The sequence below is a fragment of the Luteimonas sp. BLCC-B24 genome, from assembly GCF_028550595.1.
Taxonomy (GTDB): domain Bacteria; phylum Pseudomonadota; class Gammaproteobacteria; order Xanthomonadales; family Xanthomonadaceae; genus Luteimonas.
Genome location: NZ_JAQQGN010000004.1, coordinates 196884 through 221452, shown reverse-complemented (window position 1 = coordinate 221452; position 24569 = coordinate 196884). Strand labels below are relative to the sequence as shown.

Annotated in this window: 25 protein-coding genes; all 25 read left to right on the top strand. The window is 69.9% G+C overall.

Going from position 1 to position 24569, the window contains the following annotated elements:
* Positions 1-90 precede the first annotated feature (90 nt).
* The 25 genes from PQS31_RS10800 (at position 91) to PQS31_RS10680 (ending at position 24536) form a co-directional block, all read left to right on the top strand.
* Complete coding sequence (locus tag PQS31_RS10800) at positions 91-573, top strand: flagellar basal body-associated FliL family protein (protein ID WP_272762727.1); 483 nt, start codon at positions 91-93, stop codon at positions 571-573.
* A gap of 10 nt (positions 574-583) precedes the next feature.
* On the top strand, positions 584-1591 hold the full coding sequence (gene fliM / locus PQS31_RS10795; protein ID WP_272762726.1) for a flagellar motor switch protein FliM: 1008 nt from the start codon (positions 584-586) through the stop codon (positions 1589-1591).
* Positions 1588-1938: a flagellar motor switch protein FliN gene (gene fliN, locus PQS31_RS10790; RefSeq protein WP_272762725.1), complete on the top strand. Its 351-nt coding sequence runs from the start codon at positions 1588-1590 to the stop codon at positions 1936-1938. Before fliM ends, fliN begins: the two co-directional genes overlap by 4 nt.
* 245 nt (positions 1939-2183) lie before the next feature.
* Positions 2184-2570 carry a flagellar biosynthetic protein FliO gene (fliO, locus tag PQS31_RS10785; RefSeq protein ID WP_272762782.1) on the top strand — a complete coding sequence of 129 codons (387 nt, stop codon included), beginning with the start codon at positions 2184-2186 and terminating at the stop codon, positions 2568-2570.
* A gap of 44 nt (positions 2571-2614) precedes the next feature.
* Positions 2615-3343, top strand: a complete 729-nt coding sequence (fliP, locus tag PQS31_RS10780) for a flagellar type III secretion system pore protein FliP (RefSeq protein ID WP_336314348.1) — start codon at positions 2615-2617, stop codon at positions 3341-3343.
* Between the two features lie 290 nt (positions 3344-3633).
* Positions 3634-3903: a flagellar biosynthetic protein FliQ gene (locus tag PQS31_RS10775; RefSeq protein WP_272762723.1), complete on the top strand. Its 270-nt coding sequence runs from the start codon at positions 3634-3636 to the stop codon at positions 3901-3903.
* A gap of 28 nt (positions 3904-3931) precedes the next feature.
* Positions 3932-4729 (top strand): flagellar biosynthetic protein FliR, encoded by a 798-nt coding sequence (fliR, locus tag PQS31_RS10770; RefSeq protein ID WP_272762722.1) that lies wholly within the window; start codon positions 3932-3934, stop codon positions 4727-4729.
* A gap of 157 nt (positions 4730-4886) precedes the next feature.
* Positions 4887-6020, top strand: a complete 1134-nt coding sequence (flhB, locus tag PQS31_RS10765) for a flagellar biosynthesis protein FlhB (protein WP_272762721.1) — start codon at positions 4887-4889, stop codon at positions 6018-6020.
* 8 nt (positions 6021-6028) lie between these two features.
* Positions 6029-8098 (top strand): flagellar biosynthesis protein FlhA, encoded by a 2070-nt coding sequence (gene flhA / locus PQS31_RS10760; protein WP_272762720.1) that lies wholly within the window; start codon positions 6029-6031, stop codon positions 8096-8098.
* Positions 8099-8276: 178 nt separating this feature from the next.
* Positions 8277-9782, top strand: a complete 1506-nt coding sequence (gene flhF, locus PQS31_RS10755; RefSeq protein WP_272762719.1) for a flagellar biosynthesis protein FlhF — start codon at positions 8277-8279, stop codon at positions 9780-9782.
* Positions 9769-10626 carry a P-loop NTPase gene (locus PQS31_RS10750; RefSeq protein ID WP_272762718.1) on the top strand — a complete coding sequence of 286 codons (858 nt, stop codon included), beginning with the start codon at positions 9769-9771 and terminating at the stop codon, positions 10624-10626. Before flhF ends, PQS31_RS10750 begins: the two co-directional genes overlap by 14 nt.
* Entirely contained in the window at positions 10623-11381 is a 759-nt protein-coding gene (locus PQS31_RS10745) for an RNA polymerase sigma factor FliA (protein ID WP_272762717.1), read from the top strand. Before PQS31_RS10750 ends, PQS31_RS10745 begins: the two co-directional genes overlap by 4 nt.
* 45 nt (positions 11382-11426) lie before the next feature.
* Positions 11427-11819: a chemotaxis response regulator CheY gene (gene cheY / locus PQS31_RS10740; RefSeq protein ID WP_176483333.1), complete on the top strand. Its 393-nt coding sequence runs from the start codon at positions 11427-11429 to the stop codon at positions 11817-11819.
* Complete coding sequence (locus PQS31_RS10735) at positions 11816-12418, top strand: protein phosphatase CheZ (RefSeq protein ID WP_272762716.1); 603 nt, start codon at positions 11816-11818, stop codon at positions 12416-12418. The genes cheY and PQS31_RS10735 overlap by 4 nt, the downstream gene beginning before the upstream one ends.
* 4 nt (positions 12419-12422) lie before the next feature.
* Positions 12423-14405, top strand: a complete 1983-nt coding sequence (locus PQS31_RS10730; protein WP_272762715.1) for a chemotaxis protein CheA — start codon at positions 12423-12425, stop codon at positions 14403-14405.
* 188 nt (positions 14406-14593) lie between these two features.
* Complete coding sequence (locus tag PQS31_RS10725) at positions 14594-15334, top strand: flagellar motor protein (RefSeq protein ID WP_272762714.1); 741 nt, start codon at positions 14594-14596, stop codon at positions 15332-15334.
* A gap of 7 nt (positions 15335-15341) precedes the next feature.
* Positions 15342-16316: a flagellar motor protein MotD gene (gene motD / locus PQS31_RS10720; RefSeq protein WP_272762713.1), complete on the top strand. Its 975-nt coding sequence runs from the start codon at positions 15342-15344 to the stop codon at positions 16314-16316.
* Positions 16316-17095 carry a ParA family protein gene (locus PQS31_RS10715; protein ID WP_096210815.1) on the top strand — a complete coding sequence of 260 codons (780 nt, stop codon included), beginning with the start codon at positions 16316-16318 and terminating at the stop codon, positions 17093-17095. The genes motD and PQS31_RS10715 overlap by 1 nt, the downstream gene beginning before the upstream one ends.
* A complete protein-coding gene (locus tag PQS31_RS10710; protein ID WP_272762712.1) occupies positions 17092-17922 on the top strand; it encodes a chemotaxis protein CheW in 831 nt (276 codons plus the stop codon). Before PQS31_RS10715 ends, PQS31_RS10710 begins: the two co-directional genes overlap by 4 nt.
* Before the next feature lie 76 nt (positions 17923-17998).
* On the top strand, positions 17999-18322 hold the full coding sequence (locus tag PQS31_RS10705) for an STAS domain-containing protein (RefSeq protein ID WP_272762711.1): 324 nt from the start codon (positions 17999-18001) through the stop codon (positions 18320-18322).
* On the top strand, positions 18319-18684 hold the full coding sequence (locus tag PQS31_RS10700) for a response regulator (RefSeq protein WP_096209162.1): 366 nt from the start codon (positions 18319-18321) through the stop codon (positions 18682-18684). Before PQS31_RS10705 ends, PQS31_RS10700 begins: the two co-directional genes overlap by 4 nt.
* Before the next feature lie 41 nt (positions 18685-18725).
* Positions 18726-20711 carry a chemotaxis protein CheA gene (locus tag PQS31_RS10695; RefSeq protein WP_272762710.1) on the top strand — a complete coding sequence of 662 codons (1986 nt, stop codon included), beginning with the start codon at positions 18726-18728 and terminating at the stop codon, positions 20709-20711.
* A gap of 272 nt (positions 20712-20983) precedes the next feature.
* Positions 20984-23113: a methyl-accepting chemotaxis protein gene (locus PQS31_RS10690; RefSeq protein WP_272762709.1), complete on the top strand. Its 2130-nt coding sequence runs from the start codon at positions 20984-20986 to the stop codon at positions 23111-23113.
* A 79-nt stretch (positions 23114-23192) separates the two neighbouring features.
* A complete protein-coding gene (locus PQS31_RS10685; protein WP_272762708.1) occupies positions 23193-23960 on the top strand; it encodes a flagellar brake protein in 768 nt (255 codons plus the stop codon).
* 96 nt (positions 23961-24056) lie between these two features.
* Positions 24057-24536, top strand: a complete 480-nt coding sequence (locus tag PQS31_RS10680; RefSeq protein ID WP_272762707.1) for a chemotaxis protein CheW — start codon at positions 24057-24059, stop codon at positions 24534-24536.
* The last annotated feature ends 33 nt before the right edge of the window (positions 24537-24569 follow it).

Genomic DNA, 24569 nt, shown 5'->3' with positions numbered 1-24569 from the left:
CTGTGACGGAACACCGGCGACGGAATTCCGGCGCCGTTACGGCACGGGGTTTGCATCCTCCGGAGTGGATTCCTCACCCGGTACTGACACGTGGCCGCCGTCGCAAACCCGCCCGTTCCTTCCAAGTCCCCCAAGCGCCGACTGCTGATGATCGGTGTGCCCGTCCTCCTGCTGCTCGGAGGCGGCGGCGCCGCGGCCTGGTTCCTGCTGAACAAGCCGGCCGCCGCACCGCAGACCGCCGCCCTGCCCGCGCCCGCGCAGTACCTGCCGCTGGCGCCCGCTTTCGTCGTCAATCTCGAAGACACGCCGATGGGACCGCGCTACCTGCAGGTCGAGGTGCAGCTGGTCACCCGCGATCCGCTGGCCGCGCCGCTGCTGCAGCAGCATGAGCCCGCCCTGCGTGCGCGGCTGCTGATGCTGTTCGCCCAGCAGACCTACGAAGGGGTGTCCACGCGCACCGGCAAGGAAGCCCTCCAGGCCCAGGCGCTGAAGGAGGTGCAGACCCTGATGACCGAGGAAACCGGCAAGCCGGCGGCCGAGGCGCTGCTGTTCACCAGCTTCGTGACCCAGTGAGCCCCGGACGATGAGCGACCTGCTCTCACAGGACGAGATCGATGCGCTGCTGCACGGCGTCGATGCCGGCGTCGTGGACACCGAGCCGGCGCCCGACCCGGGTGTCGCGCGCACCTACGACTTCGCCAGCCAGGACCGGATCATCCGCGGCCGGATGCCGACCCTGGAGATGGTCAACGAGCGCTTCGTGCGCCTGTGGCGCATCGGCCTGTTCAACCTGATCCGCCGCTCGGCCGACCTGTCGGTGCGCGGCATCGACCTGGTCAAGTTCGGCGACTACCTGCACCAGCTGTACGTGCCGACCAACCTCAACCTGATCAAGTTCAAGCCGCTGCGCGGCACCGGCCTGGTGGTGTTCGAGCCGAAGCTCGTGTTCGCGGTGGTCGACAACTTCTTCGGCGGCGACGGCCGCTATCCCACCCGCATCGAAGGCCGCGAGTTCACGCCGACCGAGATGCGCGTGATCCAGCTGATGCTCAAGCAGACCTTCGCCGACCTGTCCGAAGCCTGGGCGCCGGTGCTGGACGTGGAGTGCGAGTACATCAACTCCGAGATCAACCCGCACTTCGCCAACATCGTCACCCCGCGCGAGTACGTGGTGGTGAGCCGCTTCCACGTCGAACTCGAAGGCGGCGGCGGCGAGATCCACATCACCCTGCCGTATTCCATGCTCGAGCCGATCCGCGAACTGCTCGACGCCGGCATCCAGAGCGACCGGGTCGACCGCGACGAGAGCTGGAACATCTCGATGCGCGAGCAGCTGATGACCTCGGAAGTGACCGTGTCCAGCGTGCTGGCCAAGCGCAGCATCGACCTGCGCCAGCTCACCAAGCTGAAGGTCGGCGACATCCTGCCGATCGACCTGCCGGCCGAAGTGCCGGTCTGCGTCGAAGGCATCCCCGTGTTCACCGGCCGCTTCGGCACCGCCGGTGGCTACAACGTCGTGAAGATCACCGAGACCCACCCGCCGGGCACTACGCCCGCGCGCCGCACCGAACCCCAGGATCTGCCCGCATGACCAACCAGGACAATCCCTTCCCGCAGGATGCTGCGGCCCCGGCCAAGTTCGACGACCTGCGCGCCGATGGTCCCATCGAGGGGACCGATCTCAACCTCGACGTGATCCTCGACGTGCCGGTGGCGCTGTCGCTGGAAGTCGGGCGCACCCGCATGCCGATCCGCAGCCTGCTGCAGCTCAACCGCGGCTCGGTGATCGAGCTCGAGCGCGGCGCCGGCGAGCCACTGGACGTCTACGTCAACGGCACGCTGATCGCGCACGGCGAAGTGGTGGTGATCAACGATCGCTTCGGCGTGCGCCTGACCGACGTGGTCAGCCCCAGCGAGCGGATCCGGAGACTGCGGTGATCGCCACCCAGGCCCTGCCGATCGCCGTTGCGGCCACGCCCGCGGCGGCGCGCGCCCGCGCGGACACGCCCACCGAGACGGCCGCGGAGGTCATCGCGCGTGAAGCCGGCACCGCGCCGGCCGCGGCGTCCGACGCGACGGCGTCGACCGTGGCCGACGGTGCAGGCGACATGGACGCAGACGCCGCGAGCGCCGACTTCTCGTCGGTCGTCGCCACGACCAGCGCGCCCGCGCAGGCGGTACCGCTGACCCTCCAGCCGGCCACGCCGGTGCAGATCGGCGCGCATGCGCCGCAGGGCCCGGGCCTCGGCGGCGCGTTCCTGGCCCTGGTGCTGGTCCTGGGCCTGATCGTCGGCCTGGGCTGGCTGCTCAAGCGCCTGCCGGGCAGCGGCTTCCGCCAGGCCGACGGGCTGCGTGTGGTGGCCAGCATCCCGCTGGGCGCCAAGGAGCGTGCGGCCGTGGTGCAGGTGGGCGGCGAGCAGCTTCTGCTCGGCATCGGCGCCGGTGGGGTACGCACCTTGCATGTGCTGCCGCAGCCGCTGCCGGACGCACCGACTCCGCAGCTGCCCTCGCTCAAAACGCTTCCCGATTTCAAGCAGTTGCTCGCGCAGCGTCTGCGCAAGGACACCTGATGGACCCCCGCCCCGCCTCCCGCCGCTGGTGTGCCCGCCTCGCCCTGATCGTCGCCCTGCTGGTGCCGGCGATCGCGGCCGCGGCCACCGGTGCGCCCCAGCTCCCGGCCCTGCCGGACGTCACCGTCGGCCAGATCGGCAACGCCCCGGTGAGCCTGCCGCTGCAGACGCTGCTGCTGATGACGGCGATCACGCTGATCCCGTCGATGCTGCTGGTGCTCACCGCCTTCACCCGGATCATCGTCGTGCTGGCCCTGCTGCGGCAGGCGCTGGGCACGGGGCAGACGCCGTCGAACCAGGTGCTGGTGGGCCTGGCGCTGTTCCTGACCGCGCTGGTGATGACGCCGGTGTGGGAAGCCGCGTGGAACAGCGGGTTCGGCCCCTATCTCAACGGCCAGATCGATTTCCGTACCGCCTGGGATCTCGGCACCGCGCCGCTGCGCGGCTTCATGCTGGCCCAGGTGCGCGAGACCGACCTGATGACCTTCGCCGGCCTCGCGGGCCACAGCACGTATTCCGGCCCCGACGACGTGCCGTTCCAGGTGCTGGTGGCCTCGTTCGTGACCAGCGAACTCAAGACCGCGTTCGAGATCGGATTCCTGATCTTCATCCCTTTCATCATCATCGACCTCGTCGTGGCCAGCGTGCTGATGTCGATGGGCATGATGATGCTCTCGCCGATGCTGGTCTCCGCGCCGTTCAAGATCCTGCTGTTCGTGCTGGTCGACGGCTGGGTGCTGACAGTGGGAACGCTGGCGGCCAGTTTCAATTGAGCCGGGATTGAGGGATTCGGGAGTGGGGATTTGGGAAGCCGCGATGCCTCGTCTTGTGATGACCGAAATGGCATGGGCTCGAACGCAGAGCAGACGGTCATCACTGGAGCTCTCGCCTTTCGGCAGCAGATTTCCAACTGCGTTAACCACTCTAAGTGACCACCATTCTGGCGGTTGAAAGTCCCGCCCGCGCAGGGACGACGGGCTGAACGTCTTCGACGATTTCCATCACGCGCGATCGTCCGTTTTTTCGAATCCCACTCCCGAATCCCCAATCCCGGCCTCCCCCCATGTCCCCCGAACTCGCCCTCACCGAACTCCGCCGTGGCCTCGAGGTCGCGCTGTGGGTGGGTGGTCCGCTGCTGGTGACCGTGCTCGTGGTCGGCGTGATCGTCGGCGTCGTGCAGGCCGCCACCCAGATCAACGAGCCGACGATCGCCTTCATCGCCAAGGCCGCGGCGCTGACGGCGGCGCTGTTCGCGCTCGGCGCGATCCTGCTGTCGTATCTGGTGGACTACACGGTCACGCTGTTCCGCAGCATTCCGCATCTGATCGGCTGAGCATGGCCATGCGTGGAGCCCGTCGCTGATGGACGCCGCCACCCAGATGGCGATCGATGGCCAGCAGGCCTTCGCGATGATCGGCACCCTGCTGTGGACCGCGCTGCGCGTCGGCGCGCTGCTGATGGCGATGCCGCTGATCGGCACCCGCGCCCTGCCGGCCCGCATCCGGGTCATGGCGGCGCTGGTGCTGAGCCTGGCGCTGGCGCCGCTGCTGCCGGCGCCGCCGGCCTGGACCGGGTTCGACGCCGCGACGATCCTGTCGATCGCGCGCGAGCTCGCGATCGGCGCGGCGATGGGCTTCATGTTGCGGCTGGTGTTCGAGGCCGGGGCCCTCGCCGGCGAGCTGATCTCGCAGGGCTCGGGCCTGTCGTTCGCGCAGATGAGCGATCCGCTGCGCGGGGTGCAGTCGGGCGTGGTCGGCCAGTGGTTCTATCTCGCGTTCGGACTGCTGTTCTTCGCCGCCAACGGGCATCTGGCGATGGTCGCGCTGCTGGTGCACAGCTACGAGACCCTGCCGATCGGCACGGCCCTGCCCGACGTGCGGGCGACGCTGCAGATCGCGCCGGACTTCTTCGCGCTGGTGCTGCGCGGCGGCGTCACGCTCGCATTGCCGGTCATGGTGGCGCTGCTGGCGGTGAACCTCGCCTTCGGCGTGCTGTCGCGCGCCGCGCCGGCGCTGAACCCGATCCAGCTGGGCCTGCCGATCTCCGTGCTGGTGGGCCTGTTCCTGATCGCGATGCTGGCCGGCGAACTCGGTCCCCCGGTGCAGCGTCTCTACGACGCCGCCTTCGATGCCGCCGGGCGGGTGCCGCTGGGCGGATGAGGCCTGCCGAAGGCCGTCACGAACGCGCGGCCGCTCGCGCCCGAAGCCGCCGGCCCGGATTGCACCGCGGTGGCGCGCGCCTGCCAGCGCGCCCTGGCCGCCCGCCGCCCGGCACACGGCTTGCAACGTTCCCGGTATCTCCGCCGGGCCCGCCGTAATGGCCGAAAACGAAAACGGTCAGGAAAAGACCGAAGAACCCAGTCAGAAACGGTTGCAGGACGCACGCGAGAAGGGCAACGTCCCGCGCTCGCGTGAGCTGGCCACCGTCGCGGTGTTCGGCGCCGGCGTCGCGTCGCTGCTGGCGATGGGCGGCAGCGTCACGGTGCAGGCCAAGGACTGGATGCGCAGCGCGTTGTCGCCGGACATCGCCCTGCTCGAATCCCCGCAGGACATGTTCGGCTATACCGGCGACCTGCTGCTGGGCTTTCTGTGGATCCTCGCGCCGCTGATGCTGGCCACGCTGCTGGCCTGCTTCATCGCGCCCGCGGTGATGGGCGGCTTCAATTTCGCGACCAAGGGCCTGGTCCCCGACCTCAAGAAGCTCGACCCGATGGCGGGCCTCAAGCGCATCTACGGCCCCGAAGGCCTGGCCGAACTGCTGAAATCGATTCTGCGCGTGCTGCTGGTCGGCGCCGCCGCGGGCCTGTTCCTGTGGCCGGCCATGCCGCGGCTGCGCGCGATGCTGCATCAGCCGCTGGAACAGGCGGCGGCCGGCGGGGTGAAGTTCGCGCTGTGGCTGCTGATGACCACCGCGGCCGCGCTGCTGCTGGTCGCCCTGTTCGACGCGCCGTACCAGAAGTGGAACTGGCGGCGGAAGCTGATGATGACCCGCCAGGAACTGCGCGAGGAGATGAAGGAGAGCGAGGGCCGGCCCGAGGTCAAGGGCCGCATCCGCCAGCTGCAGCACGAGATGTCGCAGCGCCGGATGATGGAAGACCTGCCCACCGCCGATGTCGTGGTGGTCAACCCCACCCACTACGCGGTCGCACTGAAGTACGACGGCGACGCGATGCGTGCGCCGCGCGTGATCGCCAAGGGCGTCGACGAGATGGCCCTGCGCATCCGCGAAGTGGCCGGGCAGCACCGCATCACCCTGGTCGAGGCGCCCCCGCTGGCACGCGTCTTGTATCGGGAGGCGGACATCGGTCAGGAAATTCCCGTGAAGCTCTACGCCGCCGTCGCCCAGGTGCTGTCCTACGTCTACCAGCTGCGCAGCTGGCGCGCCGGCACGCCACAGCCGCAACTCGCTGCGCTCGAGGTCGACGAAGGCGATGCCGGGGGCCGCCGGTGAGCGCGGTGATGGCGTCCGGCCCCAAGCGGGTCTTCGACACCCTGCGCAACGGCCTCGGCGCGCCGCTGCTGGTGCTGGCGCTGCTCGCGATGGTGGTGGTGCCGCTGCCGCCGATGATCCTGGACGTATTGTTCAGCTTCAACATCGCGATGTCGCTGGTCGTGCTGCTGGCGGTGATCTACGTCCAGCGGCCGCTGGACTTCAGCATCTTCCCCATCGTGCTGCTGGTCACCACGATGCTGCGGCTGGCACTGAACGTGGCCTCCACCCGGGTGATCCTGCTCAACGGCCAGGACGGTCCGGGCGCCGCGGGCAAGGTCATCGAATCCTTCGGCGAGTTCGTCGTCGGCGGCAATTTCGCGGTCGGCATCGTCGCGTTCGCCATCCTCACCATCATCAACTTCGTCGTCATCACCAAGGGCGCGGGCCGCGTGTCCGAAGTCACCGCGCGCTTCATCCTCGACGCGATGCCGGGCAAGCAGATGGCGATCGACGCCGATCTCAACGCCGGCCTGCTGACCCGCGACGAGGCCAAGGCGCGGCGCGAGGAAGTGCGCCAGGAAGCCGACTTCTACGGCGCGATGGACGGCGCCAACAAGTTCATCCGCGGCGATGCGATCGCCGGCATCCTGATCATGTTCGTCACGATCATCGGCGGTCTGATGATCGGCGTGCTGCAGCACGGCCTGAAGGTCGCCGATGCGGCGTCGATCTACACGCTGCTGTCGATCGGTGACGGCCTTGTCTCGCAGATTCCGGCGCTGCTGGTGTCCTCGGCCGTGGCCCTGCTGGTCACCCGGGCCTCGCGCAAGCAGGACATGGGCGGCGCGGTCAACGGCCAGGTGTTCGGCCAGCACAAGGCGCTGACGATCGCGGCGAGCATCCTGCTGGTGGTCGGCCTGGTGCCGGGCATGCCCAACCTCGCCTTCCTGAGCCTCGCCGCGATCGTCGGCTACGCCGCCTGGGCCATGCGCAAGCGCACCCTGGCCGCCGAACGCGAGGCAGCCCAGCCCGATGCCGGACAGCCCTCGCCCGAGCAGGCCGCCAGCGCCGAACTCGGCTGGGACGACCTGCGCCCGGTCGATCCGCTGGGCCTCGAGGTCGGCTACCGGCTGATCCCGCTGGTCGACAAGGCCCAGGGCGGCGAGCTGATGGCGCGGATCAAGGCCGTGCGCCGCAAGCTCACCCAGGACGTCGGCTTCCTCATTCCGCCGGTGCACATCCGCGACAACCTCGAGCTGTCGCCGACGAGTTACCGGCTGCTGGTCCACGGCGTGCCGGTGGCGACGGCCGAGGTGCATCCCGACCGCCTGCTGGCGCTGGATCCGGGCGGCGCCCTGCATCCGATCGACGGCATTCCCGGCAAGGATCCGGCCTTCGGCCTGGATGCGCTGTGGATCCAGCCCGTGCAGCGCGCCACGGCCGAGGCCGCCGGCTACACCGTGGTCGATCCGGCCACCGTGGTCGCCACCCATCTCTCGCATCTGGTGCGCGAGCAGGCGCCGGAACTGCTGGGTCACGAGGAAGTGCAGCAGCTGCTCGCCACCCTCGCCCGCTCCGCGCCCAAGCTCGCCGAAGACCTCACACCCAAGTCGCTGCCGCTGGCCGTCGTCGTGCGCGTGCTGCAGAACCTGCTGGTCGAGCGCATTCCGGTCCGCCAGCTGCGGCGCATCGCCGAGGCGCTGGTGGAGCACGCCGCCCACACCCAGGACCCGGCCCAGCTCACAGCCGTGGTGCGCACCGCGCTGGGCCGCTTCATCGTCCAGGAGATCGCCGGGCCCTCGGAGGAGCTGCCGGTCTACACGCTGGCGGCCAATCTGGAACGCGTCTTGCAGGATTCCGCGCAGGGGGGCGGTGCGGCACTGGAACCGGGCCTGGCGGAACGTCTGCAGCAGAGTCTGGCCACATGCGCCGGACAGCAGGAAGCCAGGAACGAGCCCGCGGTCGTGCTGGTCCCCGGACAGGTCCGCGCCGCACTGGCGCGCCTGGTCCGCCACAGCGTCCCCAACCTCTCGGTGCTGTCCTACAACGAAGTGCCGGAAGACAAGCGGTTGAAGTTGTTGGGGACGATCAATTGAGCAGCTGTGATTGGTGATTCGTGATTGGTGATTCGAAGGGCGGGGGTGATGCGATGTGCGACAGAACGATGTCCAGACAGATTCCACCGCGCCCCACCGCGCCGCTCACCGGTTCCACGCGACCAATCCCGGCTCTTCCGAATCACGAATCACCAACCACGAATCACGGACTCCTCCCATGAACATCCGCCGCTTCGTCGCCGCCGACATGCGCTCCGCCCTGCAGCTGGTGCGGCAGGCGCATGGTCCCGATGCCGTGATCCTGTCCAACCGTCGCACCGACGAGGGCGTGGAGATCGTCGCGGCGAGCAATTACGACGAGGGTTTCGTGCAGCGCGCGCTCGACGACGCGCAGCGCGACGCCGTGTCGAGCGCCGCCCGCCTGCCCGCGGCCGGCCCGGTTGCGGGTGGCGACGAGGAGGCCCTGGCCCCGTCCGAGCGCTGGCTGCGGGCTCTGACGCCGCAGGCACCGGTCGCTGCGCCGCCGCGCCCGATGGCGCCGTCCGTGGCCGCGCCCGCCGCGATGGCCAACCCGCTGCCGGCCGCCGCGTCAACGCCGCGCGCCGAACCCGCGCGTTTCGACATCGACGGCCCGACCTTCGCCGAACTGCTGGCTGCCGGCCATCGCGACGACACGCCGCGCGTGGAACTCGAGGCCGCGCCGATGCCGACGCGCCCCGTGATGGAGGTGCGCGACGAGATTCCGTCGCCGGTCGTGCGTCCGGCGCCCATGCCGGCACCGCTGGCGGCCGTTCCGAGCCCGCCCGCACCGGCGAGCGACGGAGAACTGGCGCTGATGCGCGAGGAACTCGCACAGATGCGCGGGATGATCGAGCGCGAGATGGCCCGCCTCACCGACGAGCGCCTGCGCGGCTCGCCGGCCCGTGCCCAGGCGATGGAGCTGATGGAGGACTACGGTTTCGATGCCGGCATCACCCGCGACACGGTGCTGCAGATCCCCGCCGACACGCCCGATGCCCGCGTCCGCGGCCTGATGCTGGCGCTGCTGTCCAAGCGGCTGCCGATCTGTCCGATCGATCCGCTGGCCGAGGCCGGCGTGATCGCCCTGGTCGGCCCGACCGGTGCCGGCAAGACCACCACCATCGCCAAACTGGCCGCGCTGTACGCCGCCCAGCACCAGCCGCGTGACGTGGCCCTGGTGACCACCGACACCTCGCGCGTCGGCGGCCGCGAACAGCTGCACAGCTACGGTCGCCAGCTCGGCATCGCCGTGCACGAGGCCGATACCGAAGCCGGCCTGATCGCCCTGCTGCACAAGCTCCAGGAATACCGCCTGGTGCTGGTCGACACGGCGGGCCTGAGCCAGCGCGATCGCGCCCTCGCCGGCCAGCTCAACTGGCTGCGCGCCGCGCGCCAGGTACGCACCTTGCTTGTGCTGCCTGCCAATACCCATTTCGCCGACCTCGACGAAGTGGTCCGTCGCTTCGAAAGTGCCCGTCCGCAGGGCGTGGTGCTGACCAAGATCGACGAGACCGGCCGACTGGGCAGCGCCCTGTCGGTCGCCGTGGACCACGATCTGCCGCTGACCTGGGTCACCGACGGCCAGCGGATTCCCGAGGACCTGCATCGCGCGAATGCCGCCCACCTGGTCCTGCGTCTTGAAGATCTACGCCGAGATGCCGATAAGCCGATTGCCCCGGAACATACCCATGCCGTCGCCTGAGCTGCTGCCGATGTCGTCCGCCCCCTTCCAGCCCGTTCGCACCCTGGCCGTCACCGGCGGCAAGGGCGGCGTCGGCAAGACCAACGTGTCGGCCAATCTGTCGGTCGCCCTGTCGGCCCTCGGCCAGCGCACGCTGCTGCTCGACGCCGATCTGGGTCTGGCCAACGTCGACGTGCTGCTGGGCCTGTCGCCCAAGCACACGCTGGCCGATCTGGTCGCGGGCCGTTGCGACCTCGAGGAGGTGATCCTCGAAGGTCCCGGCGGGGTGCTCGTGGTGCCGGCGGCGTCCGGGCGGCGGCACATGGCCGAGCTGCGCCCGGCCGAGCACGCCGGCCTGGTCAACGTCTTCAACGATCTGCAGCGTGAACTCGACCTGCTGGTCGTCGACACCGCCGCCGGCATCACCGATTCGGTGCTGACCTTCTGCCAGGCCGCGCAGGACGCCATCGTGGTGGTCTGCGACGAACCGGCCTCGATCACCGACGCCTATGCGCTGATCAAGGTGCTGGCGCGCGAACGCGGCGTCGACCGGGTGCAGGTGATCGCCAACATGGTGCGCTCGCCGCAGGAAGGCCGGAACCTGCACGAGAAGCTCTCGCGCGTCTGCGAACGCTTCATCGGCGATGTCTCGCTGAACTATCTCGGTGCGGTGCCGCAGTGCGACTGGCTGCGCATGGCCGTGCAGCGCCAGCAGGCCGTCGTGCTGGCGTATCCGGGCAGTCCGTCGGCGCGTGCCCTGGTCGACATCGCCCAGCGCATCGCACGCTGGCAGGCGCCCACCGCACCCCGTGGTCACGTCGAATTCTTCGTCGAGCGCATGCTGCGCCAAGGAGCTCCTGCATGAGCGTCGCCGCGCGTCACTACCAGGCGGTCCAGCGCACCGCCGACGTCGCTGATCCCATCGTCCAGCACGCCGAACTGGTGCGCCGGATCGCCCACCATCTGGCCGCGCGTCTGCCCGCCAGCGTCGAGATCGACGATCTCGTGCAGGCCGGCATGATCGGCCTGCTCGAGGCCTCGCGCAGTTACGACGCCGATCAGGGGGCGTCCTTCGAGACCTACGCCTCGATCCGCATCCGAGGCGCGATGATCGACGAGATCCGCCGCGGCGACTGGGTGCCGCGCTCGGTGCACCGGCGCGCCCGCGCCGCCGCGTCGGCGATCCGCGAGATCGAACAGAGCAGCGGCCGTGCCGCCAGCGCACAGGAAGTCGCCGACAAGCTGGAGCTGTCGCTGGCCGACTACCAGCGCCTGCTCGAGGATGCCGCGCGCGGCCAGGTGCTGAGCCTGGACTCGCACATCGAGGACCACGGCGAGGTCGAGCCGGTCAACCGCGGCGGCGGCCCCACCCCGCAGGACGCCCTGGTGCGCGGCGAGTTCGGCCGCGAGCTGGTCAACGCGATCGGTCACCTGCCCGAACGCGAACAGCTGGTGCTCTCGCTGTATTACGAGCAGGAGCTCAACCTCAAGGAAATCGGCGCCGTGCTCGGCGTCAGCGAATCCCGCGTATGCCAGATCCACGGCCAGGCCGTGGTCCGCTTGCGCGGCCGCCTCACCGCCTTCGAGCTTGCCGACACCGGGTTCGGCGACGACGATTGATGACCGGGGCGTGCACGCCCGCCCGCTTTCCCTCTGGAGTCCGTTTTGAACAAGAACATCCGCATCCTGGTGGTCGACGACTTTTCGACGATGCGCCGGATCGTCAAGAACCTGCTGTCCGACCTCGGTTTCAACAACACCGTCGAGGCCGAGGACGGTCACAGCGCGCTGGCCGTGCTGCGCCAGGACGCGGTGGAGCTCGTCGTCACCGACTGGAACATGCCCGGCATGACCGGCATCGAGCTCCTGCGCGAAATCCGCGCCGACGCCAAGTTCCGTGGCCTGCCGGTGCTGATGGTCACGGCCGAGGCCAAGCGCGAGCAGATCATCGAGGCTGCGCAGAACGGCGTGAACGGCTACATCATCAAGCCGTTCACCGCGCAGACCCTGGAAGAAAAGCTCGGCAAGATCTTCGAGCGCCTGGGGACCGCGGCATGAGCACGCCCGACATCGACCGGACCCGGCTGGCCGGTCTGCTGCACGACGCACTCGAAGCGCTGGAGCGCGGCGACGAGGACGGCTGGCGCGCGCATGTGGACGCGCTCGCCAATGCGCGCGCCCGCACGCTGGTCACCGGTCTCGGACGGCTCGCCAAGGAACTGTCCCAGGCCCTCGGCACGCTGCCGCCGACGCCGGCCGAGGACGCCGGTCTCGACGATGCGTGCGCGCGTCTCGACCACGTGGTCGAAATGACCGAGCAGGCGACGCATCGCACGCTCGACCTGATCGACGACAGCCGTGCCCTGGTGGCGCGCCTCAAGGACGGCCCGCTCGACGAAAGCCAGAGCGGCACCGTCGAAGCGCTGCGCGAGAACCTGCGCGAGATGGCGCTGGCGCAGAGCCATCAGGATCTCGGCGGCCAGATCATCCGCCGCGTCGCCGGCATCGTGCGCGGTGTGCACGAAGGCTTCGGCGCGCTCGGCCTGCCGCCCAAGGAAGACAACGCCCGCGGCAATGGACCGGCCGTCAGCGGGCTGGACCGCAACACCGTCGGCCAGAGCGACGCCGACGACCTGTTGTCGAACCTCGGACTCTGATCCCATGCAGGCCTCGCCCGACATCGTCGCCGACTTCGTGCTCGAAGCACGCGAACTGCTCGACGCCCTCGGCGGCCAGCTGGTGGAACTCGAGCAGACCCCCGACGACCGCGAGCGCCTCAATGCGGTGTTCCGTGCGTTCCACACATTGAAGGGCGGCGCCGGGTTTCTCGGCGCGACGCCGCTGGTGCACCTCTGCCATGCCGCGGAGGAAACCCTGGGCATGGTGCGCGCCGGCGAGGCCGCGCTGTTGCCGCGCCATTTCGACGCCGCGCAGCAGTCGCTGGACTGGCTGCAGGCGATGGTCGACGCGATCGAGACCGAGGACACCGTGCCGGTGGCCCCGGACGTCCTGATCGCCGGCTTCGCCCCGTTCGACGCGCCCGTGGCCGTCCAGGTGCGTCCAGCGCCGACGCCGGCGCCTGCGGCGGCGGGCGGCGGCGACATGATCACCGACGACGAATTCGAACACCTGCTCGACCAGCTGCACGGCGACGGCGCGCCGGGTCTGCAGGCCGCGCCGCCGGCCGATCCCGACATGATCGGTGACGACGAGTTCGAGGCCCTGCTCGATCAGCTCCACGGTGGCGCCGCGCCGGGAATGACGCCGCCCTCGCCGGTCGTGGCCGCGCCCACCGGCGGCGGCGACATGATCGACGACGCCGAATTCGAAGCCCTGCTCGACCAGCTGCACGGCAGCGGCGCGCCGGGCCTGGCACCGGGGACCGTCGCCGCGGCCCCCGCGGCGCCGACATCGACGATTCCGGCCCCGCCGCCGCGCGCGCCCGCACGTGCCGGCGCCGCCGCGCCCGCGCCCAAACCCGCGGCGTCGAGCGCCGAGCGCGAGCAGACGGTGCGCGTCGACACCAAGCGCCTCGACGTCATCGTCGATCTGGTGGGCGAACTGGTGCTGGCCCGCAACCGGCTCAAGACCCTGCGCACGCGCTTGCGCGACGAGGATCTCGACCGCGCGGTCACCACGCTCGACAACGCCACCGCGCGCCTGCAGGGCGCGGTGATGCGCACGCGCATGCAGCCGGTGGGCAAGGTGTTCTCGCGGTTTCCGAAGCTCGCGCGCGACGTCGCCCGGGCCCTCGACAAGGAAGTGGACCTGGATCTGGTGGGCGCGGACACCGAGCTCGACCGCAATCTCGTCGAAGCCCTCGCCGATCCGTTGATCCATCTGGTGCGCAACGCCATCGACCACGGCATCGAGATGCCCGCGCTGCGCGAGGCGACCGGCAAGCCGCGCGCCGGGCGCGTGCGCCTGAGCGCGCAGCAGCAGGGCGATTACGTCGGCATCGAAATCCAGGACGACGGCGCCGGGATCGATCCCGAGCGGCTGCGCGCCAAGGCGCGCGACAAGGGCCTGATCGACGCCGAGGCCGCCGCCCGGCTCAGCGCCGAGGAATGCCTCAACCTGATCTTCATGGCCGGCTTCTCCACCCGCGACGAGGTCAGCGACATCTCCGGTCGCGGCGTCGGCATGGACGTGGTCCAGTCGCGCATCCGCGAACTCGGCGGACAGATCCAGGTGCATTCCGAACTCGGCCGCGGCAGCCGCTTCTCGCTGCGCGTGCCGCTGACGCTCGCGATCCTGCCCACGCTTCTGGTGCACGCCGCCGGCGATGCCTATGCATTGCCGCTGGCCCGGGTGCAGGAAGTGCTGCACGCGCCGGCGCGCACCGTGAACTGGTTCGACGGCCGCGCCGCGCTCGACCGCCGCTCGCACACGCTGTCCCTGCTCGATCTGCGGCACTGGCTGGGCCAGCCGGCGCTCGATGGTCCGCTGCTGACCATCGTCGTCCTGCAGCGCGGCGACAGCCGCTTCGGCCTCGTCGTCGACGAAGTGCGCGGCCGCGAAGAAGTGGTCATCAAGGCGCTGCCACGCGCCCTGCGCGGCCTGCCCGGCTACGCCGGTGCCACCCTGATCGGCGACGGACGTCTGGCGCTGATCCTGGATGTGGATGCGTTGAAGAAGCCGTGATTCGTCATTGGTGACTGGTGATTCGTACACGCTGCGCGCGTGGCGGATCGCGTCTGCGCTGAGATCTGCTTGGCAGCGCTTCGGTCGTCGTCGGGCGGGCGGGGTGGCCGCTCTTTCCAATCACGAATCACCAATCACCAATCACCGCCCCCACTCAAGTCCCCCCGACCCCCGCCGATACACGCACCATGGATATTTTCAGCGTCGTCGGACTGGTGCTCGCCCTGGTGGCCCTGCTGGGTGGCAGCATCCTCAAGGGAGCCGGACTCAGTGCGCTGTGGTCGCCGGCCGCGTTCGTGATCGTCATGGTCGGCACCGTCGCGGCCATCCTGCTGCACACGCCGGCGGCGGTGTTCAAGCGGGCACTGCGCATCGCCGGCTGGGCGATCAAGCCGCCGGTCTCGGATCGCGAAGCGCTGATCGCGCAGATGCTCGAGTGGAGCAACGTCTCGCGCAAGCAGGGCCTGCTGGGGCTGGAAAGCCACGTCGAGGCGCAGACCGATCCGTTCCTGAAGAAGGGCCTGCAGATGCTGGTCGACGGCGTCGAACCCGAAGCCATCCGGCACATGCTCGAGATCGAGCTGCAGGGCGAGGAGCACAACGATCTCGCCGCCGCCAAGGTGTTCGAGGGCATGGGCATCTATGCACCGACCCTCGGCATCGTCGGCGCCGTGCTGGGCCTGATCGCGGTGATGAAGAACCTCGCCGACCCGAGCAAGCTCGGTACCGGCATCGCCGCGGCCTTCACCGCGACCATCTACGGCATCGCGTCGGCCAACATGTTCTTCCTGCCGATGGCCGCCAAGCTCAAGAGCGTGATCGGACGGCGCAGCGGCGAGCGCGAGCTCGCCATCGAAGGGCTGATCGCCATCGCCCAGGGCGAGAACCCGCGCAACATCGAAGCACGGCTCGCCGGCTTCCTGCACTGACGACGCCATGGCCCGCAAGCGACATCACGAGGAGCACGCCAACCACGAAGCCTGGGCCATCCCCTACGGCGACCTGGTGACGTTGCTGCTCGCGTTCTTCGTGGTCATGTACGCAGTCTCGTCGCTCAACGAGGGCAAGTACCGGGCCGTCGCCGCGTCGCTGGCCAGCGCCTTCAACGCGCCGCCGAGTGCGCTCGAGCCGATCCAGATCGGCGACAACATGAAGCAGGAATCCAGCATCGGCCGGCCGACCGCGATTCCGCGTGGCGCGGTCCAGGGACCGGCTTCCAATCCGGTGATGGACTCGCCGCTCAAGCCGATGCTCGAATCGAAACTCCGTGCCGACCGGATCGGCGACGGCGGCGCGGACGCCGCCTCGATCGCGGCCTCGCGCGAGCAGCTCTCGCGCATCGCCCTGCAGCTCGAGGACACGCTCTCGGAAATGGTGCGTGCGCGTCTGATCACCGTGCGTCGCACCGACCTCTGGCTCGAGGTCGAGATCAACAGCGACATCCTGTTCCAGAGCGGATCGGCATCACTCGATTTCGGCGCCCAGGAACTGCTGAGCCGGCTGGCCTCGGTCCTGCGCGACCTGCCCAATCCGATCCGGATCGAGGGCTATACCGACGACCGCCCGATCGCCACGGCGCAGTTCCCGTCCAACTGGGAACTCTCGGCCGCGCGCGCGGCGAGCGTCGTGCATCTGTTCGTGCGCGAGCGCTTCGCGCCCGAGCGCCTGGTGATGGTCGGCTACGGCCAGTTCCGGCCCAAGGCGGCCAACGACACCGACGCCGGCCGCAACGCCAACCGCCGCGTGGTGCTGATGGTGCTGGCCACGCCCGGCGCGGCCCCGCCCGACCCCGCGCCGGCGGTGAAGTCCGAGCCCGGCGCGCCGATCTATCCCTCCGCTCCGGTGCCGACACCGGCCGTGGCGCGAACCACACCCCCTCCCTCCCCTCCCACCCCGCAAGGAGACAGCTGATGCGCGTCTGGGCGATCGCCAACCAGAAGGGAGGCGTGGGCAAGACCACGACCTCGCTCGCCCTCGGACGCGCGATGGTCGCGCGTGGGCTGCGTGTGCTCCTGGTCGACCTCGACCCGCATGCCTCGATGACGCGCGCCTTCGGCGTGCCCAGCGAGCCGCAGCCGCCGGGCGTCGTCGACCTGTTCGGCGCGCCGCCGCCGACCCTCGCGTCGCTGCTGCGTCCCTCGCCGACCGAAGGGCTCGACTTCGTCTGCGCACAGACCGCGCTGGCCACGCTGGAGCGCCGCAGCGCCACCCAGCCGGGGCTGGGACTCGCGCTGTCGCAGGCCATCACCCGCCACGACGGCGGTCACGACGCCATCCTGCTCGACTGTCCGCCCACGCTGGGCCTGCTGATGGTCAATGCGCTGGCCGCCGCCGACCGCCTGATCGTGCCCACCCAGTGCGAGCCGCTGGCGCTGTACGGTCTGGCCGGCATGGTGCGCACGGGCGAGATGGTGGAACGCTCGCGCCAGCGCCCGCTGCCGACCTCGATCATTCCGACCATGTACGACCGGCGCACCCGGATCGGGCGCGACACCCTGGCCCAGCTGCAGGTCGAATACGACGGCCGCATCTGGAGTGAAGCGGTGCCGGTCGACACCCAGCTCAGCAATGCCGATGCGCTGGCCCAGCAGGTGTTCAGCGGTGATCCGCCGGGCCGCGCCCTGGCCGCCTATGCGCGCGCGCTCGACTGGCTCATGGACGAGGATCGTGCGCTGGAGGCGGCGGCATGAGCGCGGTCGGCGTCGTCGACGACTATCTCGGCATGCTGCTGTCGACGCCTGCGCCCGCCTCCGCGCCTGCACCTGTGCCCGTGCCCGCCGCCGTGGCGGACGTGGCGCCCGCGCGCCCAGCCGTGGCGCCGCCGCCGGCGCCCCCTGCGGCGAAGCCCGAGGCCCTTGCGCCACAGCCGGCGGCCGCGCCCCCGGGTGCGTGGCCGGCCGTGCCCGCGCCGCCTCCGCCGGCGGCGCGACCCACGCCGTCGCCTGCACCGCCCGCCCCTCCCGCGCCGCCCGCACCGGCCGCACCGGCCGCACGGGTGTCCGCGCTGGCGTCGAAGGTCGCCATCGCCGCGCCCGACGACGGCGCGCCGGCCCCCCTGCAGCGGCGCGCGGCCGAGCGCACCGCGCGCTGGTTGCGCCTGCGCTGCGGCGCCCAGGCCTACGCGATCGAACTGCTCAAGATCCGCGAGGTCGTGCTGCCCGCGCCGCTGCTGGCGTTGCACGGCGCCGCGCCCTGCCTCGCCGGCGTGATGAACCTGCGCGGTCAGGTGGTGCCGGTGGTCGATCTCGGCCTCCAGCTCGGCGACGTGCCGGTGGCCGAATCGGTGTCCACGCGGATCATCGTGCTCGACGACAACGGCGATGTCCTCGGTCTGCGCGTCTCGTCGGTCGAGGACGTGGTGCTGATCGGCGATGCGCAGATCGAAGGCACGCATACCTCGCGGCTCGCGCCGGTCGGCGACCACCGCATCCGCGGCATCGCCCGCATCGGCGGCGTCGTCATGCTGCTGCTGGACGCGAACCGTCTGATGGCGTTGCCGTTGTTCGCGCCGCGATGATCCGCGGCCTTCCCGGGCTAAAGATCCGCGCCGCCGCGCCGCTACAGCTCACCGAACCCCCTTTGTCGGAGACGCAATGGACACCGTGCCCCTAGGCGATGACCTCGGTATCGAGGCCAGCACCGGTCTCAAGGAACGGCTCGCGCCGTACCTGGACCAGGTGCACGCCGTCGTGCTCGACGCGACCGAAGTCCGGCGCGTGCACACGGCCGGGCTGCAGGTGCTCTGCGCGTTCTTCGCCAGCCGCGTCGGCACCGGCCTGAGCACCGAGCTGCGCGGATGCAACGAGGTGCTGCTCGATGCGGCCCGCCTGCTGGGCCTCGGCCCGGCGCTCGGGCTCGCGGATGGCTCCGATCAATCAAACGCAACAGACGCAAGCACAGTGGAGAACGCCGCATGAGCGCACGCATTCTTGTAGTGGACGATTCGGCCTCGATGCGCCAGATGGTGGCGTTCGCGCTGACCTCGGCCGGCTTCGATGTCGACGAGGCCGAGGATGGCCAGGTCGCCCTCGGGCGTGCCCAGGGCCAGCGCTTCAACGCGGTGGTGACCGACGTCAACATGCCCAACATGGACGGCATCTCGCTGATCCGTGCGCTGCGCGGCCTGCCTGACTACAAGTTCACCCCGATGCTGATGCTGACCACCGAGTCGGGTCCGGAGAAGAAGGCCGAAGGCAAGGCGGCCGGCGCGACCGGCTGGCTGGTCAAGCCCTTCAACCCCGATCAGCTGATCGCCACCGTCCAGAAAGTGCTGGGCTGAGCCCACGCCCTTCCGCACACCAGACCGCAGGCCGAGTTCCCATGAGCATGGACATGCAGCGCTTTCACGCCACCTTCTTCGAGGAAAGCCGGGAAGGACTCGAAGCCATGGAAGCGGGTCTGCTCCAGCTCGAGCAGGGCGACCGTGATGCCGACCTGATCAACTCGATCTTCCGCGCGGCGCATTCCATCAAGGGCGGCGCGGCGACGTTCGGCTTCGACGCCGTCGCCGGGCTCACCCACGTGCTGGAAACCCTGCTCGACGAACTGCGTGCAGGCAAGCGCGCGGTCACCGGCGCGTCGATCGACGCGATGCTGGCCTCGGTCGACGTGCTGCGTGCCCTGCTCGGCGAAGCGGAAACCGGCCACCCGGCCGATCCGCAGGCGTCGCAGGCCGTGCAGGCGAGGCTCAACGCCGTTCTGGCCGGGACCGATGCCCCGGCACCGGTGGCCGTGCAGGCCAAGGCCCCGCAGGACGAGCCCGCGGGCTGGCGCATCGGGTTCACGCCGGCGCCGTCGCTGTTCATGAGCGGCAACGATCCGCTGCGCATCATCCGCGAGCTCGACCGCCTGGGCCCGCTCGAAGTGGCGGTGCGCACCGAGCGCCTGCCCGGCTTCGAGCAGATGGATCCGCTGGAAGCGTATCTGGCCTGGGACCTCGGCCTGCTGGGCACGGTGCCCCGCAGCGCGGTGGACGAGGCCTTCGCCTGGGTCGAGGACGACTGCGAGCTCGACGTGCAGCCGATTCCGGCCACGCCCGTCGAGGCGCCCGTCGAGGCGCCGCAGATCGCCGTCGATGACACCCCGGCCGCAGGCGCAGCGCCGTCGACGGATGCGAAGTCCGGCAGCCACGACCCGGCCGAGAGTTCGATCCGTGTCAGCACCGACAAGATCGACGGCCTGATCAACCTGGTCGGCGAACTGGTCATCACCCAGGCCATGCTCAAGCAGGTCAGCGGCAAGCTCGACCCCGCCCTGGCCGAACGGCTGTGCGAAGGCCTGGATCTGCTGGAGCGCAACACCCGCGACCTGCAGGAAGCGGTCATCGGCGTGCGCATGCTTCCGGTCGAGGCCGTGTTCCGCCGCTTCCCGCGCCTCGTGCGCGATCTCTCGACCCGCCTCGGCAAGCAGGTGCGCCTGCGCACGCTGGGCGAAGGCACGGAGCTCGACAAGGGCCTGATCGAGAAGATCGCCGATCCGCTGGTGCACCTGGTGCGCAACTCGATCGACCACGGCCTCGAGCTGCCCGAAGCGCGCGTCGCCGCGGGCAAGGACGGCACCGGCACGATCACCCTCGCTGCCTCGCACCAGGGTGGTCACATCGTCATCGAAGTGGCCGACGACGGACGCGGTCTGGACCGCGAGCGCATTCTGGCCAAGGCCGCCGAACGTGGCCTGGCCGTGCCCGAAAAGCCCACCGACAGCCAGGTCTGGGATCTGATTTTCCAGCCCGGCTTCTCCACCGCCGACGCGGTGACCGATCTCTCCGGCCGCGGTGTCGGCATGGACGTGGTCCGCCGCAACATCCAGGCCCTCGGCGGCGAAGTGCAGCTCGAAAGCACGCTCGGCCGCGGCACGCGCGTGGTGATCCGCCTGCCGCTGACGCTGGCGATCCTCGACGGCATGACCGTCGCGGTGGGCGACGAAACCCTGATCCTGCCGCTGTCCCATGTCATCGAGGCGCTGCAGCCCGACGCTGCGGACGTGCGCCGCATGGTCGGCGAAGGCCGGGTGCTGCGCGTGCGCGGCGAATACCTGCCCCTGGTCTCGCTCAACGAGTACTACCGCTATGACCAGCCGCGTCGCGACGACGCCCTGGTGGTGGTGGTCGAAGGCGACGGCCAGAAGCTCGCGCTCGAGGTCGACGAACTGGTCGGCCAGCAGCAGGTCGTGGTCAAGAACCTCGAGAACAACTACCGCCGCGTTGACGGGATCTCCGGTGCGACGATCCTCGGCGACGGCCGCGTGGCCCTGATCGTCGACGTCGGCGGGCTGGTGCGCTCGTTGCGGGTGCCGCAGGCCGCCTGAGCCGACGACGGACCGGGCGTCCGTTGCGCGCGGCGCGTCGTGTTGCGGGAGGCGTCGCCGGCCGCGGCTACAGTGACGGGCGAAAGCTCCATGACGCCTGCTGTGTCATCCGGTTTTCACGGCGCAGTGATGTCGCCTTCTGTTGCATGAATCACACTCTGAGTTCTGCCCGTGTCGCATTCAGAGCGTCGCCGCCGCGCCGTTAATGCCCTCGACCGGAACGCCCGACGGTCTCCGTACGTCGTCACAGGGCGTCTTCTTCCGGACCTCTCATGCAAATCGGCAATCTTCGTATCGGCCAGCGCCTGGCCATCGGTTTTTCGGTCGTCATCGCCCTGATGCTGGTGCTCACCGCGGTGGGCATCCAGCGCGTGGGCCGCATCAGCGACGGCCTGCACACGATCAACGACGTCAACAGCGTCAAGCAGCGCCACGCGATCGATTTCCGCGGCAGCGTGCACGACCGTGCCATCGCCTTGCGCGACGTCGTCCTCGTCGACTCCCCGGAGGCGCTGGCAACCGCCGAAGCGCAGATCGATACGCTGAGCACGCTCTACGCGGCCGCCGCCGCGCCGCTGGACACGCTGGTCGCCGGATCCACCGATTCCCGCGAGCACGCGATGCTCGAGGCGATCCAGGCCATCGAGGCGCAGACCCTGCCGTTGATCGAACAGGTGCGCGCCTTGCGCGAGGCCGGCGATCCGGCCGCTGCGCAGCAGGTGCTGATGGACGACGCCGCGCCGGCGTTCGTGACCTGGCTGGCGCGGATCAACGCGTTCATCGATCTGCAGGAAACGAAGAACCAGCAGGCCGCGGCCACCGCGATGGCCACGGCCAACGGCTTCGCCGCGTGGATGCTGTCGCTCGCGGCCCTCGCCCTGGTCGCCGGCGCGGTGATCGCCGTGCTGCTGACCCGCAGCATCACCCGGCCACTGGGTCAGGCGCTGGACGCCGCCGAGCGCGTGAGTCGCGGCGAGCTCGATCGTCCGATCGCAACGGGCGGCCGCGATGAAACCGGCCAGGTGCTGCAGGCGATGCAGCGTATGCAGACACAGCTGCGCGCGGTGATCGCGGCGCAGCACGAGATGGCCCGCGAGCACGAGGCCGGCACCATCAGCCATCGCATGGACGCGGCCGTGTTTCCCGGCGACTACGGCGTCATGGTGGCCGGCACCAACGAACTCGTCGCTGCGCACATCACCGTCAACATGCGCCTGGTCGAGCTGGTGCAGCGCTATGCCGTCGGCGACCTGTCGCAGGACATGGAGCGCCTGCCCGGCGAGAAGGCCGTGGTCACCCAGGCCATGGATACCGTCAAGGCCAATCTCACCGCGATCAACGGCGAGATCCGCCGCCTGGTCGAGGCCGCGGCCCTGGGCGATTTCAGCGTGCGCGGCGATGCGGCACGGTTCGAGTACGAATTCCGCGACATGGTCGATGGCCTGAACCGCCTCATGCGCACGTCCGACGAGAACCTGGCCGATATTTCCACCGTGCTGCAGGCCATCGCCCGCGGCGATCTGACTGCACGCATGGACGGCGATTTCCACGGTGTGTTCGCGACGATGCGTGACGACGCCAATGCCACCATGGCCCAGCTGACCAGCATCGTGTCGCGCATCCAGGAAGCCTCGAGCGCGATCGGCACCGCATCGTCGGAGATCGCGGCGGGCAACGACGATCTGTCGCGCCGCACCGAGCAGCAGGCGGCCAATCTCGAAGAGACCGCCGCCTCGATGGAGGAACTGACCTCCACCGTGCGCCAGAACGCGGACAGTGCGCGCCAGGCCAACGAACTGGTCATCGGCACCGCGGATGTCGCGGCGCGCGGCGGTGCGGTGGTCGGCCAGGTGGTCGAGACCATGGCGGAAATCGAGCGGGCCTCGCGCCGCATCGGCGACATCATCACGGTCATCGACGGCATCGCGTTCCAGACCAATATCCTCGCGCTCAACGCCGCGGTGGAAGCCGCGCGCGCCGGCGAACAGGGCCGCGGCTTCGCCGTCGTCGCGAGCGAGGTGCGCACGCTCGCCCAGCGCAGCGCCCAGGCCGCCAAGGAGATCAAGGGCCTGATCGACGACTCGACCAGCAAGGTGGCCGACGGCGCCGCGCTGGCCGGCCAGGCCGGCACCACGATGGGCGAGATCGTCAGCTCGGTGCAGCGCGTGACCGACATCATGTCCGAGATCGCGGCCGCTTCGCAGGAGCAGGCCTCGGGCATCGAACAGGTCAACCAGACCATCACCCAGATGGACGAGACCACGCAGCAGAACGCCGCGCTCGTCGAGGAAGCCTCGGCCGCGGCACGCGCGATGGAGGAACAGGCCGGTGTCCTCGGCGACACGGTGGCCGTGTTCCGCATCGACACCGTCCCGTCGCGGCCGGCGCTGCAAGCCGCCTGAGCCGTCGCGGCCCCGCGCGCCTCAACTTCTGCGGCGCGCGGCCGATACCCCAGCGACTGGACCGTTCCGGCCCCGGATGATGTCTGCCGCCGAAGACCACACGCACCTGCTCGACGACGACGCCTCGCCTTACGCACTGCGGGATCCGCGCGAGGTGGGACCGGTGCTGCGCGCGCTGGTCGAGGCCCGCGCGATCATCAGCGCCGCGCTGATCCCCGGCGGTCACGCCTGTCCCACCGCATTGCTGGCGGTGCACGACGACGGCACCCTGGTGCTCGACGGCAACCGTCACGAGGCGACCAACCGGCGCATGGCCGCGGCCGACCGCATGGTCTGCAGCACGCAACTCGATCTGGTGCCGATCCGCTTCCGTCTGCCGACACCGGAACGTATCGAGTTCGAAGGCTATCCCGCCTTCGCCACGCCCTGGCCGGAGCGGCTTCTGCGGCTGCAGCGCCGCGAGCTCTACCGCCTCCAGGTGTCGCCGGCCGCGCCCGCCACCCTGCATGTGGGTGACGACGGGGCATCGCCCGACGCCACGCTCGGCGGCCTGCGCGTGCTCGATATCAGCGGTGGCGGCATCGCGGTGTCGGTGCCCGATGGCGAGGGACGACGTTTCGCGGCGAAGGCACGGATCGCGCCCTGCGCGCTGCGTCTGGGCGACGCGCCGCCCCTGACGGTCGCGCTCGAGGTCGCGCACGTCAGCCGGTTCGACGTGCGCGGCGTGCCGCACTGGCGGGCCGGTTGCCGGTTCGTCGACATGCCCGCGGCCCACGAACAGCGCGTGCTGCAGTACATCTTCCAGATCGAGCGCCAGCGCAACGCGCGCCAGCGACGCGGCGGCTGAGCGGCGCGATCCCGCTAAAGTTGGCCCGGTCCCGGCCGATCTCCTGCGTATCCGCCCTGCCGCCACCGCTGCGGCCCTTCTGCAGGAACGCATCCGATGACCAGTTCTACTGCCAGCGTCGCTGGTGAATATCTGAGCTTCACGCTCGGCGACGAGCACTACGGCGTCGACATCCTGAAAGTCCAGGAGATCCGCGGCTACGACGCGGTCACCCGTCTGCCCGACGCGCCCGAGTACATCAAGGGCGTCATCAACCTGCGCGGCACCATCGTGCCGGTGATCGACCTGCGCCTGAAGCTGCGTCTGGCCGAAGCCCGCTACGACAGTTTCACGGTGATGATCGTGCTCAACGTCGAGAACCGGGTGGTCGGCATCGTGGTCGACAGCGTGTCGGACGTGGTGCCGCTGACCGACGAGCAGGTGCGTGCGACGCCGGAATTCGGCGCTGCGGTCGATACCCGGTTCATCGCCGGCATCGGCACGCTCGACGAGAAGATGCTGATCCTGCTCGACATCGAAACCCTGCTCGACAGCGCCGATCTCGCCAATGCGCCGTCGCTCGAAGTGGCCGCGTGATCACGCGGTGACGCCCTAAAGTTCGCCGCCGCC

What these genes read in the sequence shown, in the direction of transcription:
- fliM (WP_272762726.1), top strand. Translation starts at nt 584, where the DNA reads ATGAGCGACCTGCTCTCACAGGACGAGATCGATGCGCTGCTGCACGGC.
- fliN (WP_272762725.1), top strand. Translation starts at nt 1,588, where the DNA reads ATGACCAACCAGGACAATCCCTTCCCGCAGGATGCTGCGGCCCCGGCC.
- PQS31_RS10775 (WP_272762723.1), top strand. Translation starts at nt 3,634, where the DNA reads ATGTCCCCCGAACTCGCCCTCACCGAACTCCGCCGTGGCCTCGAGGTC.
- fliR (WP_272762722.1), top strand. Translation starts at nt 3,932, where the DNA reads ATGGACGCCGCCACCCAGATGGCGATCGATGGCCAGCAGGCCTTCGCG.
- flhB (WP_272762721.1), top strand. Translation starts at nt 4,887, where the DNA reads ATGGCCGAAAACGAAAACGGTCAGGAAAAGACCGAAGAACCCAGTCAG.
- flhA (WP_272762720.1), top strand. Translation starts at nt 6,029, where the DNA reads ATGGCGTCCGGCCCCAAGCGGGTCTTCGACACCCTGCGCAACGGCCTC.
- flhF (WP_272762719.1), top strand. Translation starts at nt 8,277, where the DNA reads ATGAACATCCGCCGCTTCGTCGCCGCCGACATGCGCTCCGCCCTGCAG.
- PQS31_RS10750 (WP_272762718.1), top strand. Translation starts at nt 9,769, where the DNA reads ATGCCGTCGCCTGAGCTGCTGCCGATGTCGTCCGCCCCCTTCCAGCCC.
- PQS31_RS10745 (WP_272762717.1), top strand. Translation starts at nt 10,623, where the DNA reads ATGAGCGTCGCCGCGCGTCACTACCAGGCGGTCCAGCGCACCGCCGAC.
- PQS31_RS10735 (WP_272762716.1), top strand. Translation starts at nt 11,816, where the DNA reads ATGAGCACGCCCGACATCGACCGGACCCGGCTGGCCGGTCTGCTGCAC.
- PQS31_RS10730 (WP_272762715.1), top strand. Translation starts at nt 12,423, where the DNA reads ATGCAGGCCTCGCCCGACATCGTCGCCGACTTCGTGCTCGAAGCACGC.
- PQS31_RS10725 (WP_272762714.1), top strand. Translation starts at nt 14,594, where the DNA reads ATGGATATTTTCAGCGTCGTCGGACTGGTGCTCGCCCTGGTGGCCCTG.
- motD (WP_272762713.1), top strand. Translation starts at nt 15,342, where the DNA reads ATGGCCCGCAAGCGACATCACGAGGAGCACGCCAACCACGAAGCCTGG.
- PQS31_RS10715 (WP_096210815.1), top strand. Translation starts at nt 16,316, where the DNA reads ATGCGCGTCTGGGCGATCGCCAACCAGAAGGGAGGCGTGGGCAAGACC.
- PQS31_RS10710 (WP_272762712.1), top strand. Translation starts at nt 17,092, where the DNA reads ATGAGCGCGGTCGGCGTCGTCGACGACTATCTCGGCATGCTGCTGTCG.
- PQS31_RS10705 (WP_272762711.1), top strand. Translation starts at nt 17,999, where the DNA reads ATGGACACCGTGCCCCTAGGCGATGACCTCGGTATCGAGGCCAGCACC.
- PQS31_RS10700 (WP_096209162.1), top strand. Translation starts at nt 18,319, where the DNA reads ATGAGCGCACGCATTCTTGTAGTGGACGATTCGGCCTCGATGCGCCAG.
- PQS31_RS10695 (WP_272762710.1), top strand. Translation starts at nt 18,726, where the DNA reads ATGAGCATGGACATGCAGCGCTTTCACGCCACCTTCTTCGAGGAAAGC.
- PQS31_RS10690 (WP_272762709.1), top strand. Translation starts at nt 20,984, where the DNA reads ATGCAAATCGGCAATCTTCGTATCGGCCAGCGCCTGGCCATCGGTTTT.
- PQS31_RS10685 (WP_272762708.1), top strand. Translation starts at nt 23,193, where the DNA reads ATGTCTGCCGCCGAAGACCACACGCACCTGCTCGACGACGACGCCTCG.
- PQS31_RS10680 (WP_272762707.1), top strand. Translation starts at nt 24,057, where the DNA reads ATGACCAGTTCTACTGCCAGCGTCGCTGGTGAATATCTGAGCTTCACG.